16 protein-coding genes are annotated in these 17308 nt (G+C 49.3%); 3 read left to right on the top strand and 13 right to left on the bottom strand.

Annotation, left to right across the window (positions count from 1 at the left end):
* Positions 1-30: 30 nt before the first annotated feature.
* The gene (locus V8Z93_RS08265) at positions 31-1173 is read right to left on the bottom strand and encodes a DUF2027 domain-containing protein (RefSeq protein WP_203051545.1); all 1143 of its coding nucleotides are present in this window, start codon (positions 1171-1173) and stop codon (positions 31-33) included.
* Positions 1174-1482: 309 nt separating this feature from the next.
* Between V8Z93_RS08265 and ispE the strand changes: the two genes are divergently transcribed.
* A complete protein-coding gene (ispE, locus tag V8Z93_RS08260) occupies positions 1483-2343 on the top strand; it encodes a 4-(cytidine 5'-diphospho)-2-C-methyl-D-erythritol kinase (protein WP_439431237.1) in 861 nt (286 codons plus the stop codon).
* 138 nt (positions 2344-2481) lie between these two features.
* Positions 2482-3096 carry a DNA alkylation repair protein gene (locus V8Z93_RS08255; protein ID WP_439431236.1) on the top strand — a complete coding sequence of 205 codons (615 nt, stop codon included), beginning with the start codon at positions 2482-2484 and terminating at the stop codon, positions 3094-3096.
* Positions 3097-3369: 273 nt separating this feature from the next.
* On the opposite strand, the gene V8Z93_RS08250 is transcribed toward V8Z93_RS08255, so the two are convergent.
* Entirely contained in the window at positions 3370-3873 is a 504-nt protein-coding gene (locus V8Z93_RS08250; RefSeq protein ID WP_439431235.1) for an NUDIX hydrolase, read from the bottom strand.
* Positions 3874-4030: 157 nt separating this feature from the next.
* Positions 4031-6103: a dipeptidyl-peptidase 3 family protein gene (locus tag V8Z93_RS08245; protein WP_439431234.1), complete on the bottom strand. Its 2073-nt coding sequence runs from the start codon at positions 6101-6103 to the stop codon at positions 4031-4033.
* Positions 6104-6267: 164 nt separating this feature from the next.
* Between V8Z93_RS08245 and recQ the strand changes: the two genes are divergently transcribed.
* Positions 6268-8112, top strand: coding sequence for a DNA helicase RecQ (gene recQ / locus V8Z93_RS08240; protein ID WP_439431233.1), 1845 nt, complete (start codon positions 6268-6270; stop codon positions 8110-8112).
* Between the two features lie 328 nt (positions 8113-8440).
* Here recQ and V8Z93_RS08235 read toward each other — a convergent pair whose 3' ends face one another.
* The 10 genes from V8Z93_RS08235 to pfkA all read right to left on the bottom strand — a co-directional run bounded on the left by V8Z93_RS08235 (position 8441) and on the right by pfkA (position 17209).
* Positions 8441-9415, bottom strand: a complete 975-nt coding sequence (locus V8Z93_RS08235; protein WP_203051540.1) for a F0F1 ATP synthase subunit gamma — start codon at positions 9413-9415, stop codon at positions 8441-8443.
* 6 nt (positions 9416-9421) lie between these two features.
* A complete protein-coding gene (atpA, locus tag V8Z93_RS08230; protein WP_203038673.1) occupies positions 9422-11008 on the bottom strand; it encodes a F0F1 ATP synthase subunit alpha in 1587 nt (528 codons plus the stop codon).
* Positions 11009-11031: 23 nt separating this feature from the next.
* Positions 11032-11568, bottom strand: coding sequence for a F0F1 ATP synthase subunit delta (locus tag V8Z93_RS08225; RefSeq protein ID WP_439431232.1), 537 nt, complete (start codon positions 11566-11568; stop codon positions 11032-11034).
* Positions 11569-11576: 8 nt separating this feature from the next.
* The gene (atpF, locus tag V8Z93_RS08220; RefSeq protein ID WP_439431231.1) at positions 11577-12077 is read right to left on the bottom strand and encodes a F0F1 ATP synthase subunit B; all 501 of its coding nucleotides are present in this window, start codon (positions 12075-12077) and stop codon (positions 11577-11579) included.
* Between the two features lie 139 nt (positions 12078-12216).
* Positions 12217-12456, bottom strand: coding sequence for an ATP synthase F0 subunit C (gene atpE, locus V8Z93_RS08215; RefSeq protein ID WP_006846851.1), 240 nt, complete (start codon positions 12454-12456; stop codon positions 12217-12219).
* Between the two features lie 44 nt (positions 12457-12500).
* Positions 12501-13610, bottom strand: a complete 1110-nt coding sequence (locus V8Z93_RS08210; RefSeq protein WP_203038667.1) for a F0F1 ATP synthase subunit A — start codon at positions 13608-13610, stop codon at positions 12501-12503.
* 47 nt (positions 13611-13657) lie between these two features.
* Positions 13658-14101, bottom strand: coding sequence for a hypothetical protein (locus V8Z93_RS08205; protein ID WP_203038665.1), 444 nt, complete (start codon positions 14099-14101; stop codon positions 13658-13660).
* A gap of 36 nt (positions 14102-14137) precedes the next feature.
* Entirely contained in the window at positions 14138-14377 is a 240-nt protein-coding gene (gene atpC / locus V8Z93_RS08200; RefSeq protein WP_203038663.1) for an ATP synthase F1 subunit epsilon, read from the bottom strand.
* 18 nt (positions 14378-14395) lie between these two features.
* Complete coding sequence (atpD, locus tag V8Z93_RS08195; protein WP_089543456.1) at positions 14396-15922, bottom strand: F0F1 ATP synthase subunit beta; 1527 nt, start codon at positions 15920-15922, stop codon at positions 14396-14398.
* 309 nt (positions 15923-16231) lie between these two features.
* Positions 16232-17209: a 6-phosphofructokinase gene (gene pfkA, locus V8Z93_RS08190; RefSeq protein WP_203038661.1), complete on the bottom strand. Its 978-nt coding sequence runs from the start codon at positions 17207-17209 to the stop codon at positions 16232-16234.
* Between the last annotated feature and the right edge of the window lie 99 nt (positions 17210-17308).

The raw sequence follows: 17308 nt of genomic DNA, 5'->3' as shown, positions 1-17308 counted from the left end.
AGATTTGAACTTTGAACTTTATGATTACTTTTATCGGATAGTAACCTGTGTGGCACCATATCCATACTCCTGGAAGGAAGCATCCTGATAGGTGCAGCTCTTATAGCGATAGTTCAGCTCGTGGATGAGTGCCTGGCGCAATACGCCCTCGCCCTTACCATGGATGAAGATAATCTTCTGTCCCTTGTTCTTCTTGTTCTCAGCCATCGTCTTCTTGAAGATATCCATCTGATAATGAAGAATATCGGCAGAGTTCATTCCAGCAGTTGTTTCAAGCACTTCATCTGCATGAAGGTCGATAACGAGGGTACCGTCATCCTTCTTGCTCTTCTTCTTGCTGGTGTTGGCTATCACCTTCTCGTCCTTGTACATCTGCTCTTTCAATCGCTTGGAATCAATGACCAGCGGACGGGCCACCTCGTCGTTCTCTACGATGGTGAAGAGATAGGCTGGCGTCTCGAAGAAGTCATTCTCCTCGAAGAGATGAAGCTTGTAGAACTTCACTGGGTCCAGACGGAACTGAACGTCCGTGGCTGGCTTCAGAAGGAAAGGCTTGTCCTTCTTATAGGCAATCAGCTGGATGGCGATGTGCTCCATCTCGTTCAGGGCTTCACGACCGAATTCCTCGATAAAGAGCTTGGTGTTCGGCTCGATTTCGCCTTCAGCCTTCAGGGTCCATGCATTGCCCTCGGCTACGAGATAGGTGTAGCGCAGATAGTAGTTGCTGTCGTTAACCATATACGATTCGAAGCGGGTATTGGTCACATCCTTAATGTCGATAGGCACGAAGGCGAGATAAGCGCTGAGTTTGTTGCCGCCCGTACGCTCCTGAATCTGCTTCACGAAGGTAATCTCGCGGTCGGCAGCATCATACTCCTCTACGTTCATATCCACGTCGTTCTCGTGCTCGTTCAGGATAGCCTTGATGCTTCGGCTGTCCTGATGCAGTTCGGTGTTGGCATGCTCCTCCGCTCTCTGCTTGGCATCCATCTTGGCAGAAATCATCTTGCCCATGGCATAGTCGTCCTGCTCCACCACTACCACCTCGTTGATAGGCATCGGAATCTCGAATCCGTCTTCATCCTCCACCAACACGATATTCTTGCCCTGGAAGCCGGCCACCTTTCCGCCGCCCACTTCACTCAGGAATCTTACTTTATCACCTTTCTTCATAGCTATTTTATTTTTTATTTTTATCTAATCATTTATTTAGCCTTAAGGATAAATATTTTTAGTCTTAAGGCTAAATATTATTAGCCTTAACTCAAAATATATTTCCCCTTAAGCGGAATCACTCTTTCTGAAACGAGGATACATTTTGCAAAGATACAAAAGATATTGCAAAATAGGGATGATTTTAATATTTTTAATGCTGCCAGGAAAATAATCTGTAGGAAATGGGCTGGAATTGGGATATTTTTTATATCTTTGCATCAATATTATAATGATATTAGTATTATCGACTCTTAAACAATATTGATTATGATTACATTTCCATGCGCCAAAATAAATCTTGGCTTAAACATAGTAAGCAAACGGGCTGACGGCTACCACAACCTGGAGACCGTGTTCTACCCTATCCCGCTTACCGACGCCCTGGAAATCAAGCTGATGGGCGATGAATTTCCAAGCGAGGTGCCTTGTGACCTGAAGATTACGGGCAACGCTGTAGATTGCGATGAGCAGAAGAACCTGGTGGTGAAGGCATACAATATGATTGCTGCCGACTTCAAGATTCCTCGCATCCATGCTCATCTGGTGAAGCGCATCCCTTCGCAGGCAGGAATGGGTGGCGGATCGGCTGATGCTGCCTACATGATCCGTCTGCTTGATGAACGCTTCCGCCTCAACATCGGAATCCCGGAGATGGAGCGATATGCGGCCAAACTGGGTGCCGACTGTGCCTACTTCATCAGTGCTGACCCTGAGGATGGCGATACTGCCTGCTATGCAGAGGGTATAGGAAACGAGCTGATGCCGGTGAGCGGTCCCGGCGACAACATGAAGGGCTATTACATTGTGGTGGTGAAGCGCGATGACATTGCCGTAAGCACCAAGGATGCCTATGCTGCCATCACCCCGAAACAGCCAGCCAAATGCTGCCGCGACATCGTGCGCCAGCCTATCGAGACGTGGAAGGAGGAGCTCATCAACGATTTCGAGGCTCCTATCTTTGCGATGCATCCCGAGCTTGCCGAAATCAAGCAGAAGCTCTATAATCTGGGTGCCGTATATGCTGCCATGAGCGGAAGCGGGAGTGCCATCTTCGGCATCTTCAAGCATAAGCCAGCGAATATCGAAGAGCAGTTCGAAGGAATGTTCTGCAAGGTATTAAAGCTTTAATCTAGTTAATAGTTTATAGTTAATAGCGGCTACGCCGTATAGACAAAAGATGTCTATAGTGTCTATAGAAAGACAACGTAAAATAATAGCAAGAATGCCCTATCAACTATAAACTATAAATTATAAACTCTAAATATAATGAACGAAGAAACACATCAGAAACTGATGACCATCAAGCGAAGCTTTCGCTTGTTGATGAACGGTCCGGGTTCGCAATCCATGCGCGACAAGGGCTTGGGATATAAGCTGAATTGGGGTGTGCCCTTCTATGAATTGAAGAAGATGGCGCAGGAATACGGCAAGGACTATGATCTCGCCATCGAACTCTGGAAGGAAGACATCCGAGAGTGCAAGATTCTTGCCACCCTCATCATGCCTGCCGATAAGATGCTTGCCGAGATAACGGATATCTGGATGGAGCAGGTGCAGAGCCAGGAGATGGCAGAGATGCTTGCCTTCAACCTGTTGCAGCATGTAGAGTATGCGCCTGTCATTGCCTATCAATGGATAGCCAGCGACAAACCGCTTTACGAAATAGCTGGTTTCCAGCTTCTAGCCCGTCTCTTTGCGAATGGCAAAGAACCTAACGATCGTGGTATCAATGAGTTCCTGGATCAGGCTGCCGTTGCCTTCCAGGGTGATAACATGGGTGTGAAGCATGCAGCCGCCAATGCCGTGATGCGTTTCTGCGATTTCGGAGAAGATTTCGAGAATATCGCCAGAGGGGCACTCAAAGGTATCTTCGAGATATAATTTTATCTGCGGAGTTTTTATTCATCGGATCTCACGCGGAGTTATCGGAAACATTCTTGCTTTTCGGATTACGCACGGATTAAACGGAAAGCGACCTGTTCGGTCGAGTAACCGGAACTGCATGATGTATAGTCACGCAGATTTCGCAGATGACGCAGATTTTAGGTCAAAAATCTGTGTATATCTGTGGAATCTGTGGGACACAAGTGGAAGCTGTGGGACATAAAAAGAGTCAATCAAAAAATCTGCGTTATCTGCGAAATCTGCGTGACCTTATAACATGAAAAACTTCTGGTATTCGTTTTCGAAATTCGGAGTGAAAACACCTTTTCCGATATTTTCCTTGATTTCTTCCTTACTCCAGAATCTGCCGCCAGCCAACTCTTCCTGACTCGGCTTCACCCCGCCATCATACACACAGCGATGCACATATACCAGTTCCTTTTCTCTCTGACTCTCAAACACATAGTGTCCTAAAGACTCCGGTTCGAAATCCGTGATACCCAGTTCTTCCCTCACTTCACGATGAAGCGCCTGGTTCACGCTCTCTCCCAAATCCACATGTCCGCCACAGGCAGTATCCCACTTATCAGGCTGGATATCCTTCCATGCCGGACGATGCTGGAGATATAAATCTCCCTTACTGTTGAATACATGCAGATGAACCACAGGATGCAATATCTTGCTTCCATCATGGGCATGACCTCGGGTGATGGCACCCAGGATATTGCCCATTTCATCTACTATCGGAAATTCCTCGTTCTTGTTATCTGTCATCGTTTTTTTAAAAGTTTATAGTTAATAGTTTATAGCGGCTTCGCCGTATAGCAAAATTGCCGTATTGCAAGATTGCCGTATTGCAAGATTGCCGTATTGCAAGATTGCCGTATAGCAAGATTGCCCTATAAACTATCAACTCTTAACTATTAACTATCTATAGCGTTCCGTACTCCTCAGAATAGCGGAGCATCTGGTCGGTATAGCTCTCCTCGTAATCGAGATTCACATCGATAGGATTGCCCTCCTCATCAAACACCAGCGTCATCTTCGGATTGATAAAGCCCTTGTATGGAGCCAGATTCAGCTTCTTGTATCTCGCCAGAATCTCGCAATGCAAGGCTGGGTCTATATTCACGGCATATTTCTCCACCAACTGGCGGGCCGCCTCATAATCACCCTCGCTCTTGATACGCTGAATCTCAGCAAGCAAATCTCCAAACAGATGGCGGAGCTTCCCGTAATCATTCACCTTCACATAGGTTCGGGTGGTTACGATATTACCCTCAGCATCCTTCAGGGCATCCTCGGCAGAAGCATAGCTCACCTCTTCCGTCACCAGTTCCACGGCTCCCTCGGCATGCTCCAGTGTCCACCAGGCAATGAGGGCGCGGTTTCTCATGTGCGCCTCCTCAATCTTGTCGCCTTCCTTGATGCGGATGGTCTGGGTGAGCAATCCGTTCATCAGATAACCGTAATACTGCGCCTTGTAAGCCTCGTCGTTAGGAGTCAATCCCAATTCCACCAGCTTGTGGTCGGCTACATAATATAATCCGAAAAGGTCGGCTCTCGCCTCCTCTATCGTGTTGCCATACGCCTTCAGGGCATCAGCATCGGTGCCAGGCAGAAGCTGACCGCTGCCATGACCCAGGCACTCGTGCAAATCCGTATGCAGGTCGTCGGTGATATCAGCATACTGGTTCATCAGCGCCACGGTCTCCTCGTCGATAACAAATTCATCTCTGAATCCGTTACCCTGCGCTGCCTTGTTGTAGGCATCGGTCAGGTTGCCGATGGTCACACTCTTCGAACCGTGCTCCTGGCGAATCCAGTTGGCATTAGGCAGGTTGATGCCGATGGCGGAAGCCGGATATTCCTCACCGCCAAGCATCGCCGCACAGATTACATTGGCTGTAACGCCCTTCACCTCCGGCTTGCGGAAACGGGGATCCACAGGCGAATGGTCCTCAAACCACTGCGCATTCTTGCTGATGGTCTGCGTGCGCTGTGTGGCCTCCAGGTCCTTGTATTCCACGATTCCCTCCCAGGTACCTTTCAGTCCCAGCGGGTCGCCATATACCTCGATGAATCCGTTGATGAAATCCACCATGCCCTCGTGCTGCTGCACCCAGGCGATGCTATATCGGTCGAAATCCACGAGATTACCTGTGCGATAGAACTTCACGAGCAGGTCGATAACGTGCTTCTGTCCCTCATTCTCGGCATATTTCTGTGCCTTGAGCAACCAGGATACGATTTCTCTGATGGCCTCACCATAAAGACCATCTTCTTTCCAAACCAGTTCCACCATCTCGCCGTTGCGCTTGGTGAGCTTGGAATTGAGACCATAAGATGGCGGAGTAGCGTCGTCGGCGTCCTTCATCTTGGCATAGAACCGCTCCACTTCCTCCTGGGTCACATCCTCATAGAAGTTGCAGGCAGAAGTCTGCACCAGGTCCTCGCCATCCGTCTGGTTCACGCGCTTCGGCATCACCTCGGGGTCGAAGATCACGGGTACCAGCAGTCGGAGCAGGTCTTCCTTGCTCTCTCCACGCTTCAGCGGCAGTTCCGCCTCGCCGATGTTCTCCATCAGTTCATAAAAGAATTCCTCAGAGAATCCCGGCTTGAATTTCTCGCAGCCATAATGGTGATGGATGCCGCTGGCGAACCATACTCGCTTCAGATAAACCTCGAAAGCCTTGAAATTATCGCTTTCGCTGATATCAGCCTTCTGTGGCTCTCCGCTTTCGCAGATGTCAGATGCCAGCGTCTCTGCCTTCTCTCCTGTTCCCTTATAGTGGCGATAGATTGCCTCCAGGGTCTTGCGGATGCGCAGGTTGTACTTTCCCTGCTGATCGAACGTGATGTCACGTCCCATCAGCGTTGCCATTGACAAGCAATAGATATACAATTTCTGGTTGAGCGACAATTCGTCAAATCCCTTCAGTTCGTAACGAAGCATCTGGATGTCGGCGAAGCGCTCTTGGGTGTTTACATTACAATTTGCCATGTTTAAAACCTTTATTCTACCGCAAAAGTACGACTTTTATTTCAATTTTCAAACTTTTCTGCCTACTTTTCTTATTTTATAGAAGGAAATGTAATAAATATCCCGTTTTTTTAGTAACTTTGCAGGAATTTCTAACGAAAAAGATGTAAAAACAGTTAAGAGATATGCAAATCAACGAGATATTAAAATCGTACTTCGGTTACGACTCCTTCCGACCGAATCAGGAGGCCATCATCCAGGAAGTGATGCAGGGCCACGACTGCCTCGTGCTCATGCCTACGGGCGGAGGTAAGAGCCTCTGCTATCAGGTTCCGGCGCTGGCGATGGAAGGCACTGCCGTGGTCATCTCGCCCCTCATCAGCTTAATGCACGACCAGGTGGAGGCACTCAAGGCAAACGGAATCCCTGCCGAGGCACTGAACAGCGGTAATGACGTCACCGACGATGTCATCATCCGTCGACGATGCGAGGCGGGCGAACTCAAGCTGCTCTATGTTTCTCCTGAAAAACTCATCAGCGAGATACCTTACTTATTCAGCAACATCAAAATCTCGCTCTTCGCCGTGGATGAAGCCCACTGCATCAGCCAGTGGGGGCACGATTTCCGTCCGGAGTATTCCCAGCTCGGACTCCTTCACGAGAAATTCCGTGGCATTCCGGTGATGGCGCTTACGGCTACAGCCGATAAGATTACCCGCGAGGACATCATCAACCAGCTGCATCTGAACGGACAGACCTTCGTGAGCAGCTTCGACCGTCCCAACCTCAGTCTCTCCGTGCGTCAGGAAAGCACCAAGAAGGAGAAGCTGAAGTTCATCTACCATTTCATCGCCCGTCGCCCTGAAGAGGCAGGCATCATCTACTGCCTCTCGCGCAAGAACACGGAGATGGTGGCAGAGGCGCTACAGTCGCATGGCATCAATGCCGAAGCCTATCATGCCGGACTCTCTGCCCAGCAGCGAGCCTCGGTGCAGGAGCGTTTCAAGATGGACCAGATAGAGGTGGTCTGCGCTACCATCGCCTTCGGAATGGGCATCGACAAGGGCAACGTGCGATGGGTGATTCATTATAACATGCCGAAGAGCATAGAGAGTTTCTATCAGGAGATAGGACGAGCCGGAAGAGATGGTGCACCAGCCGATACTGTATTGTTCTATTCGATGGCAGATATCATCACCCTCCGTTCATTCTGCGAAGAAAGCGGACAGAAAGCGGTGAATCTGGAAAAGCTGCGCAGAATGGAAGAATACGCCGAATCGAGAGTGTGCCGAAGGAGAATCCTCCTGAATTATTTCGGAGAGACGGCGGCGAAGGATTGCGGTCATTGCGATGTGTGCAAGAATCCGCCCCATACCTTCGATGGCACCGTGCTCACCCAAAAGGCGCTAAGTGCCGTGGTCCGTGCGGGCGAAAAGATTGCCGTGGGCACCTGCATCGAGATATTGAGAGGGATGATGACGCCTGCCGTGGCTCGCAACCACTACAACGAACTGAAAACCTTTGGTGTGGGCAAGGACGTGAGCGTCCGCGACTGGCAGGCATACATGCTCCAGATGCTGCAGATGGGTTTCTTCGAAGTGGCGTACAATATGCATAATCAGATGAAAGTCACGCCATTAGGCTGGAAGGTTCTCAAGGGAGAACATCAGGTTTCGCTGGCGATTGTTGAGAATGAAGAGCGTTCTCCTCGTCCGCAAAGGATCAACAGACCATCAAGAGGAAACAGCATCCCTGTGGTTCATGCCGAGCGTGTGATTTTCGAGGATGAAACATCCAATGTAGAAGACAAGAAACTCTTTGAATATCTGCGTAAGATCCGAAAGAATCTTGCCGATGAGCAGGGCTATCCTCCATATATCGTGCTATCAGATAAGAGTCTGCACGAATTAACCAAGATGAAGCCAACCACCCTCCAGGCATTCGGTCTCATCAGCGGTATCGGAGAATTCAAGATCAAGAAATATGGCGACACTTTTATCAAAGCCATCAAGAAATATACAGGCAAATAAAAAATAAGACATAAAAAAGAGGGTGTATCATTATTCATCGGATTACGCGGAATAAACGGAACCTTAACCGCCTTCCTCGGATTACTCACGGATTTTAAACGGAAACTCGACCTGACGGTCGTGGCGATACCCCCTAAAGCTGGAATGCGAATGCGCTAGCCCAATGGCCGTAAGGCCAAATCCGCTTAAATTCCGTGCGTAATCCGTGAAGCAAGAATGTTCCGTTAACTCAGCGTAATCCGATGAAGAAAAACTATGAAGCAACAAAAAAGAGGGTGTGTCTTGGACTTTTGACACACCCTCTTTTTTTATGATGAAACGGGGAAGCTTAGTTATTCACGCTACCTCCCACAATATCGAGCAATTCATTCGTAATGGCCTGTTGACGACTCTTGTTATACTGAAGATTCAGTTCACGCAAGAGTTCATCGGCATTATCCGTAGCAGTCTGCATGGCTACCATACGGGCAGCATGCTCACTCGCCTGACTATCCAACAAAGCAGTGTAAACCATCAGATGAAGCTGCTTAGGAATCAAAACACCCAAAACAGTCTCCAGATCAGGCTCCACGATGAAGTCATCGTTCAGAGGATGCGCCTCTGCACGCTGTCTTTCATCCTCACTAGCCTGCTTCTTGCGCAGATACTCCTGAGCCTTCGCCGTAGCCACATTCGATGTGAGGTCACGGTCGTTGTCCTCTCCTATCGCCTCCGTGCTGAGGTCGATAGGCAGGAAAGTCTTCTGGGTCAGAATCTGCGAACCGGCACTCTTGAAGTGGTGATAGATCATCTCCACCTTGTCGAGTTCGCCAGCCGCATACTGCTTGGCAAGCTTGCGGGCGATGTCGGCACAAGCGCTAGAATTAGGATGATCGGCAATATCCATGAAGTTACCGCCAATCTTCAAACCCAGCTTCTGTGCCTTCTCAGCCACCTTTCTGCCGATAGGATATACCGTGATGTCGTCAATGCCATGAGCCTTATACTCGTCCACCGCCTGAATCATCATCTTGATGACGTTGGAATTGAAGCCACCGCACAAGCTGCTGTTAGAGCTATATACGATGAGAGCCACACGCTTGATTTCCTTGTGCTCCACCTGCAACTCATGGTCCACATTCGGAGTACTCACCAGGAAGCTCTTCAGGATATGCTCCAGCATATTCTCATAAGGCAGCATATTCTGGATAGCTACCTGAGCATGATGCAACTTGCTGGATGCCACCATCTTCATCGCACTCGTAATCTTACGGGTACTGTTGACGCTGGCGATGCGAGTCTTAATCTCTTTTAACGACGGCATAGGCTATTACGCTTTATATTGTCCTGCTACATTAGCCATGGTATCCTTGATCACCGCGATGCAATCGTCGGTGAGCTTACCATCAGCCAAAGTCTCAATTACGTCGGCGTGCTGGCTGCGCATAGCGTCGAGGAACTGATCCTGGCACTCGCGTACCTTATCCATTGGCACTTCGTGCATCAGTCCGTGCACACCACAATAGAGAATAGCCACCTGCTCGCCCACTGGCATAGGGCGATACTGAGGCTGAACCAGCAACTGGTCGTTCTTTCTACCACGGTCCAGTGTCATCGCTGTTACGGCATCCATATCGCTTGAGAACTTGGAGAATGCCTCCAGCTCACGATACTGAGCCATATCAATCTTCAGGGTACCAGCCACCTTCTTCATACTCTTGATCTGGGCAGAACCACCTACACGAGATACGGAGATACCTACGTTGATAGCTGGGCGGAAGCCCTGGTTGAAGAGGTCGGTCTCCAGGAAGATCTGACCGTCGGTGATGGAAATCACGTTGGTTGGGATGTAGGCAGAAACGTCACCTGCCTGGGTCTCGATGATTGGGAGGGCTGTCAAAGAGCCACCACCCTTCACCTTGCCCTTCAGGCACTCAGGAAGATCGTTCATCTGCTCGGCTACCTCCTGCTGGTCGTTGATACGAGCGGCACGCTCCAACAGACGAGAGTGGAGATAGAACACATCACCAGGGTAAGCCTCACGTCCTGATGGACGGCGGAGGATCAGTGATACCTCACGGTAAGCCACAGCCTGCTTACTCAAGTCATCGTATACTACGAGGGCTGAGTAACCACGGTCGCGGAAGTACTCACCGATGGCTGCACCGGCGAATGGTGCGTAATACTGCATGGCTGCAGGATCGGCAGCGGTAGCACTTACGATGATGGTATATGGCAGGGCGCCGTGCTCCTTCAGGTTCTGTACCAATGCAGCAACGGTAGATGCTTTCTGGCCGATGGCTACATAGATACAATATACAGGCTTGCCTGCCTCATAGAAACTCTTCTGGTTGATGATGGTATCCACTGCGATGGCAGTCTTTCCGGTCTGACGGTCGCCGATGATCAACTCACGCTGTCCACGACCGATAGGAATCATGGAATCCACAGCCTTCAAACCTGTCTGCAGAGGCTCCTTCACTGGCTGACGATAGATCACACCAGGAGCCTTACGATCCAGCGGCATCTCGAAAGCGCCTGTGAGATCGATATCACCCAGACCGTCGATAGCCTGACCCAGAGGGTTAACAACACGACCTAAGAAGTTGTCGTTCACGCGGATAGAAGCGATACGGTGAGTACGCTTCACGCTCTGTCCCTCCTTGATGCCAGCAGTAGGACCCAGGAGGACACAACCTACATTGTCTTCCTCCAAGTTCATGACGATCGCCATAGTGCCGTTCTCGAACTCAAGAAGCTCGTTAGCCTCTGCATTGCGAAGACCGTAGATACGAGCCACGCCATCGCTGACGGTAAGCACGGTACCTACCTCGTCAAACTGCTGAGAGCCATTCACCTCCTGGAGCTGCTGCTGAAGCACTTCAGACACCTCACTTGGTTTAATTTTATCTGACATTTTGTTATTTACTTTAATTATTTTTACTTTTTGAGCTGTGTCAGAATGTTGTTGAGCTTAGTCTTTACGCTCGCATCCATTCTGTAAGTATCATACTCAAGGATGAAACCGCCGATGAGTTCAGGGTTCACCTCAGTCTTGAACTCCACAGTACCTTGCGTTCTCTGCTCCACCATCTTGCGCATCTTCTCCTCCGTAGAGGCGTCAACGGCAGTGGCGGTGATCAGCTTACCGCGGATGATGTTCTTCTGTTTCCTGTAAAGAGTGATATACGAAGCAGCCATGAATTGCAGGGTGCTCTCCCTATCCTCCTTCAGGACGAGTGCGATGAACTTCTTGCTCAGTTCGCTTGGGTTCTTACCCAGGGCTGTGGTGAGAAGTGCCTGCTTCTTGTCCTTTGAAAGCATAGGGTTGTCTATCGTAAATCTCAGTTCAGGCACGTCGATGTAGCTCTGGTAGAGCGTCTGCATCTCCTGGTACACCTGATCTTCGAGCTTCATGCCGAGTGCAGCCTTGATGAGGGCACGGGCATAACGCACCGATATTACACCTATATCCATAAGCTTTACTATTTGTTGTCAGAAGAAACCTCGTCCAGCAGTCGATTTATCATATCCATCTGTGCCTTGTCGTCAGAGAGCTTAGCCTTGAGCACTTTTTCTGCAATCTGTACAGAGAGCTCGGCAACCTGTCCACGGATTTCGCGGATGGCGTTCTGCTTTTCTGTCTCAATCTGCGCCTTGGCGTCAGAGAGCAGACGGGCGCCCTCTTCGCGAGCCTTGTCCTGTGCTTTCTCTACGATGGCATCGCGGGTATCGGCAGCCTCCTTGAGGATGGCAGCCTGCTTCTCGCGAGCTTCCTGCAAGATGGATTCACCTTCTTTTTGGATATTGGCAAGCTTCTCGTTGGCTTCGTGAGCTTTCTTCAGGCTCTCGTCGATGAAGGCCTTGCGCTCGGTCACCATCTTGATGATGGCTGGGAATCCAGCCTTCCAGAGGATGAAGAACACGATGATGAAGACCAGTGTCATCCAGAAAAGCAAACCGCTATCAGGAATTAATAAATCCATATATACTGGTTAAAGTTTTACTTAAACGTTTTATTTTAACTAACTCTAGAGAATCACCTTCTCCACCCCATACATAACGGTTAGACAACCGCAACTGCAACTAAAAACTGTATGGGGCGAGAAGAGTGATATTCGTTTATTACATAACGATAGCCAAGATGGCGATGATGACTGCGAAGAATGCAACACCCTCAACCAACGCAGCTGCAATAATCATAGAAGAACGGAGATCGCCCATCTTCTCTGGCTGACGAGCCATAGCGTCCATAGCCTGGCCACCAATGCGACCGATACCAATACCTGCGCCAATAGCGGCCAAACCTGCGCCTACTGCGGCACCCAACTTTGCAATCTCTGCTGCTAATAAAAGTGATAACATAATCTTAATAATTTAAGTTGTTAATATTTTCTTTATTTATAATTCTATTTTACGATTTCTGGCTCAGCCTCATGAGACTTTACATGAGCCAGCGAGATGAATACTGCACTCAGCATGGTGAATACCAATGCCTGAATGTAGCTTACCAATACTTCGAGGAGCATCATAAAGGCGCTCATCGCAACACTTACTATTGTCATACCCGTACCTGCCACATAGTTGGCGATAGCATTCTCACTGATGTTGAACATGATGAAAATGATAGCCGCAAACGAAAGTGCGATGGCGTGACCCGCCATCATGTTGGCGAAGAGTCGGATAATCAGAGCCAGCGGTTTCGTGAAGATTCCGAAAAGCTCGATGAATGGCATCAGTGGCACTGGCACCTTCAACCACGTTGGTACCTCCGGCCAGAAGATTTCCTTCCAGTATTCCTTGGTACCGGTGAAGTTGGTGATCAGGAATGTCGTTACACCGAAGAATACGGTGCAGGCGATATTACCCGTCAGGTTACCACCACCCGGAGGGAACGGTACGATACCCATGATGTTCGCCACGAAGATAAAGAAGAAGCAAGTAAGCAACCATGGTGCGTACTTTGGGGCTTCCTTACCCAGGGTGGCCTCAATCACATCGGTATATACCGACATGATGAACATGTGCATCAGTCCCACAAATCCCTTTGGTGCAGGGTCATCCACCTTGTGCTTCCTGCACCAGCGGGCTGGTATCAGGACACAGAGCAACAGGATGATAGCATCGATGAAGAGCACGCAAACGGTCTTCGTGATGGAGATGTCAAGCGGACGAACCTCCTGGCCTCCCACCTTCTCTACTATCTTGTTGGGATTCGCCTGCGCATCAGCGTTCTTGATCACCAGGTTGAATGGTCCGGGGCGGTCTCCGTTGGCATCCTTCTCTTCCGAGAATTCGCTGCTGCAGAACACGTGCCAGCCTGTGGTGGTATTCACGATGATAGGCAGATGAATCACTACGGGATGGTCTCCCACCTTTGTGATATGCCATTCATAAGAATCCTTGATATGACCCCACAATATCTCTTTCACGTCGATATTCTCCTTGGCTGATACCTGTACAGGTGCCAGCGTAAAGAGCAGCATCGCCATCAAGAGGAATTGCTTGAGATGTTTCATATTCTTTAATTCTTACTTTGTTTATTAATTATTTGTATCAGAACCGCTTATGAAAGACGGTTCTTTTTCTCTACCCGAGCGAAGTAGATGCAGTCGAACACGAGAAGCACGACATAGAACAGGGCGAAGACGGCGGTGAATCCCAGGATGTTCTGCTTGTCGCATACCAGCACGTAGATGAGGAACACCAGCGTGCCTGCCATCAGCTTCAGCACCAATGCTGCCAGGTAGAACTTGGCGAGATTGGCGGGCGATGATTTAGCCACAGCCTTCCAGGCTTCACCATAAGCAGTACTTGCAACGAGCGAGAATATCGCACTCACTATCAGCGGGTTAACAACCCGTGGCAGGATATCATCGCATAAGGCAGAAACCCTACAGGCAAAGAGGATGGCCAAAGCCATGAGAGCTGTGAGCCACAGAGATATCTGCTTATACTTGATGCTCGCCTGCCTGATAGTCTGCAAGCGCAACTTTTCATCTTTTTCCATTATCTAATAATTAATCACTAAAAATTAATCACTTATCTAAACTTCCACGCAGAGGCTTACTTCGTTTTTCTTACATTCCACGAATCCGCCCTTGATGTTCATTGCCTGCTTGCCTTCCTTGGTGGTATACTCTACCTTGCCCACTTCGAGCGAAGAGATGATTGGCGCGTGATCCTTCAGAATCTCGAACGAGCCGAGGGTTCCCGGAACCAGTACGCTCTCTACCTCACCCTGGAAGACTACTTTCTCAGGAGATACTATCTTTAGCTGTAACATAAGCCGTGGATTTAAAGATTACGCCTGTGCTGCTGCGAGCAACTGCTTAGCCTTCTCCTTCGCATCCTCGATAGTACCTACGTTGAGGAATGCCTGCTCTGGCAGGTCGTCTACCTCGCCGTCGAGGATGGCGTTGAAGCCCTTGATAGTCTCTTCGATAGGTACCATCACACCCTTCAAACCGGTGAACTGCTCGGCTACGGTGAATGGCTGACTCAGGAAACGCTGTACACGGCGTGCACGGTTCACGGTCAACTTATCCTCATCCGAAAGCTCATCCATACCGAGGATGGCGATGATATCCTGCAACTCGTTGTAACGCTGCAGCAACTGCTTTACTCGCTGTGCACAGTCGTAATGAGCCTTGCCCACAATCAGCGGGTCGAGGATACGAGAGGTAGAACCCAGTGGGTCTACGGCAGGATAGATACCCAGAGATGCAATCTTACGCGAAAGCTCTGTGGTGGCATCCAGGTGAGTAAAGGTGGTGGCTGGAGCAGGGTCGGTCAAGTCGTCGGCAGGCACATAAACGGCCTGTACAGAGGTGATGGAACCATTCTTGGTAGAAGTGATTCGCTCCTGCATGGCACCCATCTCAGAAGCCAGCGTTGGCTGATAACCTACGGCTGATGGCATACGACCCAGCAGCGCAGATACCTCAGAACCAGCCTGGGTGAAACGGAAGATGTTATCGATGAAGAACATGATATCCGCTGCCTCACCATTCTTACCTCCGTGATCACGGAACTCCTCAGCTACGGTCAAACCTGAAAGCGCTACTGAAGCACGTGCCCCAGGTGGCTCATTCATCTGACCATACACCAGGGTAGCCTGACTCTTGGCAAGCTCCTCAGGGTCAACGAGTGAGAGGTCCCACTTACCCTCTTCCATGGCTTTGCGGAACTTCTCGCCATACTTGATAACGCCAGACTCGAGCATGTCTCGAATCAAGTCGTTACCCTCACGAGTACGCTCACCTACACCAGCGAATACGGAGTAACCGTTGTGTCCCTTGGCAATGTTGTTGATCAACTCCATGATGAGCACGGTCTTACCTACACCGGCACCACCGAATAGACCAATCTTACCACCCTTCATGTAAGGCTCGAGCAGGTCGATCACCTTGATACCGGTGGCAAGCATCTCCTTGTGCGTAGAGAGCTCGTCAAACTTCGGAGCCTCGCGGTGGATAGGATAAGCACCCTTCATGTCCAATTCGTTCATACCATCAATAGGCTGTCCGATTACATTCATCATACGGCCCTTGATCTGCTCTCCGGCAGGCATCATGATTGGGTTGCCTGTTACGGCAACTTCCAAGCCACGCTGCAAGCCGTCGGTGTTGTCCATGGCGACGCAGCGAACCGTGTCCTCACCAATGTGCTGCTGCACCTCGATGACCAGGTCGCGTCCGTCTGGGCGTTTCACCTTCAGAGCTTCGTGAATTTTAGGAAGCACCTTCTCTGGATTCTCGCCCTTGGTATCGAAGTATACATCGATAACCGGACCGATAATCTGCGAGATGCGTCCACTTACTTGTGACATAAGCTTTATTAGTTTAAAATTTATTTATATGTATTATTTCGTACTTTTATTATTTCGTACTTTTAGTATTCAATGTGCGTGAAGCGGGCTTCGGAACCCGTAGCACGCACATCGATTAACGGCTGCAAAAGTAACAACAATTCATGGAACCTGCAAATTTTTAAGGAGTTTTATCACTAAATTACTCCGGATTAAAACATTTTTAGTTCCGTTTAAACCATTTTTACTTTTCATTCATCTTGTATAAGTAATGCCGATAATGACATTAGATAACGAAATGAATCTGCAAGTTGATACTATCAGATGCGATTAGATACTCAACTCGTCCAATACCTTGATGAGCTTGCGGTCGAAAGGCTTGTCAGAACGGATAGCCTCTGAAAGCGGAACGTATACCACCTCGTTGTTGCGAACTCCGATCATCACGTTGCGCTGACCCTGCATGATGGCCTCGATGGCACCGCAACCAGTGCGGCTGGCGAGGATACGGTCACGGGCTGATGGGCGACCGCCACGCTGCAGGTGACCGAGGATAGATACACGCACGTCGAACTCAGGGAACTCCTTGCGCACACGGTCGGCATAATAGAGCGCACCGCACTTAGGACTCTCTGACACAATGACGATACAACTCTTCTTTGACTTGCGGATACCACGCTCCATGAACTGTGCCAACTGGTCAACATCGGTGGAATCCTCTGGGATGATGGCTGCCTCTGCACCGCTGGCGATGGCTGAGTTCTGAGCCAGGAAGCCGGCATCACGGCCCATCACCTCGATGAAGAAGATACGCTCGTGGCTCTGCGCCGTATCACGTATACGGTCTACACACTCCACGATAGTGTTCATCGTAGTATCGTAACCGATGGTATTGTCTGTGCCATAGAGGTCGTTGTCGATGGTGCCAGGCAAACCGATGCAGCAGATATCAAACTCTCTAGCGAAGTTCATCGCACCAGTGAGCGAACCGTTACCGCCGATAACCACCAGCGCATCGATTTCCTCCTTCTGAATATTCTCGAAAGCCTTCTGTCGACCCTCTTCAGTCATGAATTCCTTAGAACGTGCAGTCTTCAGTATCGTACCGCCGGTACCGATGATACCACTCACATTCTCAGTGGTAAAAGTCTTGATCTCGTCGTTGATCAAGCCATCGTAGCCACGATAAATACCCTTCACGTTGAAACCGTTGTAGATAGCCGCGCGGGTCACTGCGCGGATAGCTGCGTTCATACCTGGAGCATCACCTCCGGATGTCAAAATACCAATAGTCTTAATCTTTGCCATAACTATATACCTTATTATATTTATACCTTATTATATTAATTGATACATTATTTTAATTAGTTTCTTCAATTTTGTCTGCATCCAATGCCTTCGAAGACA

This window comes from Segatella copri (assembly GCF_051861805.1).
Lineage (GTDB): Bacteria > Bacteroidota > Bacteroidia > Bacteroidales > Bacteroidaceae > Prevotella > Prevotella copri_M.
Note: the sequence above shows the minus strand (reverse complement) of the source record. Positions and strands in the feature narration are given on the sequence as shown.

Bases quoted from the DNA above. Each gene is read 5' to 3' on its own strand.
- V8Z93_RS08265 (WP_203051545.1), bottom strand. From the start codon at position 1,173: ATGAAGAAAGGTGATAAAGTAAGATTCCTGAGTGAAGTGGGCGGCGGA.
- ispE (WP_439431237.1), top strand. From the start codon at position 1,483: ATGATTACATTTCCATGCGCCAAAATAAATCTTGGCTTAAACATAGTA.
- V8Z93_RS08255 (WP_439431236.1), top strand. From the start codon at position 2,482: ATGAACGAAGAAACACATCAGAAACTGATGACCATCAAGCGAAGCTTT.
- V8Z93_RS08250 (WP_439431235.1), bottom strand. From the start codon at position 3,873: ATGACAGATAACAAGAACGAGGAATTTCCGATAGTAGATGAAATGGGC.
- V8Z93_RS08245 (WP_439431234.1), bottom strand. From the start codon at position 6,103: ATGGCAAATTGTAATGTAAACACCCAAGAGCGCTTCGCCGACATCCAG.
- recQ (WP_439431233.1), top strand. From the start codon at position 6,268: ATGCAAATCAACGAGATATTAAAATCGTACTTCGGTTACGACTCCTTC.
- V8Z93_RS08235 (WP_203051540.1), bottom strand. From the start codon at position 9,415: ATGCCGTCGTTAAAAGAGATTAAGACTCGCATCGCCAGCGTCAACAGT.
- atpA (WP_203038673.1), bottom strand. From the start codon at position 11,008: ATGTCAGATAAAATTAAACCAAGTGAGGTGTCTGAAGTGCTTCAGCAG.
- V8Z93_RS08225 (WP_439431232.1), bottom strand. From the start codon at position 11,568: ATGGATATAGGTGTAATATCGGTGCGTTATGCCCGTGCCCTCATCAAG.
- atpF (WP_439431231.1), bottom strand. From the start codon at position 12,077: ATGGATTTATTAATTCCTGATAGCGGTTTGCTTTTCTGGATGACACTG.
- atpE (WP_006846851.1), bottom strand. From the start codon at position 12,456: ATGTTATCACTTTTATTAGCAGCAGAGATTGCAAAGTTGGGTGCCGCA.
- V8Z93_RS08210 (WP_203038667.1), bottom strand. From the start codon at position 13,610: ATGAAACATCTCAAGCAATTCCTCTTGATGGCGATGCTGCTCTTTACG.
- V8Z93_RS08205 (WP_203038665.1), bottom strand. From the start codon at position 14,101: ATGGAAAAAGATGAAAAGTTGCGCTTGCAGACTATCAGGCAGGCGAGC.
- atpC (WP_203038663.1), bottom strand. From the start codon at position 14,377: ATGTTACAGCTAAAGATAGTATCTCCTGAGAAAGTAGTCTTCCAGGGT.
- atpD (WP_089543456.1), bottom strand. From the start codon at position 15,922: ATGTCACAAGTAAGTGGACGCATCTCGCAGATTATCGGTCCGGTTATC.
- pfkA (WP_203038661.1), bottom strand. From the start codon at position 17,209: ATGGCAAAGATTAAGACTATTGGTATTTTGACATCCGGAGGTGATGCT.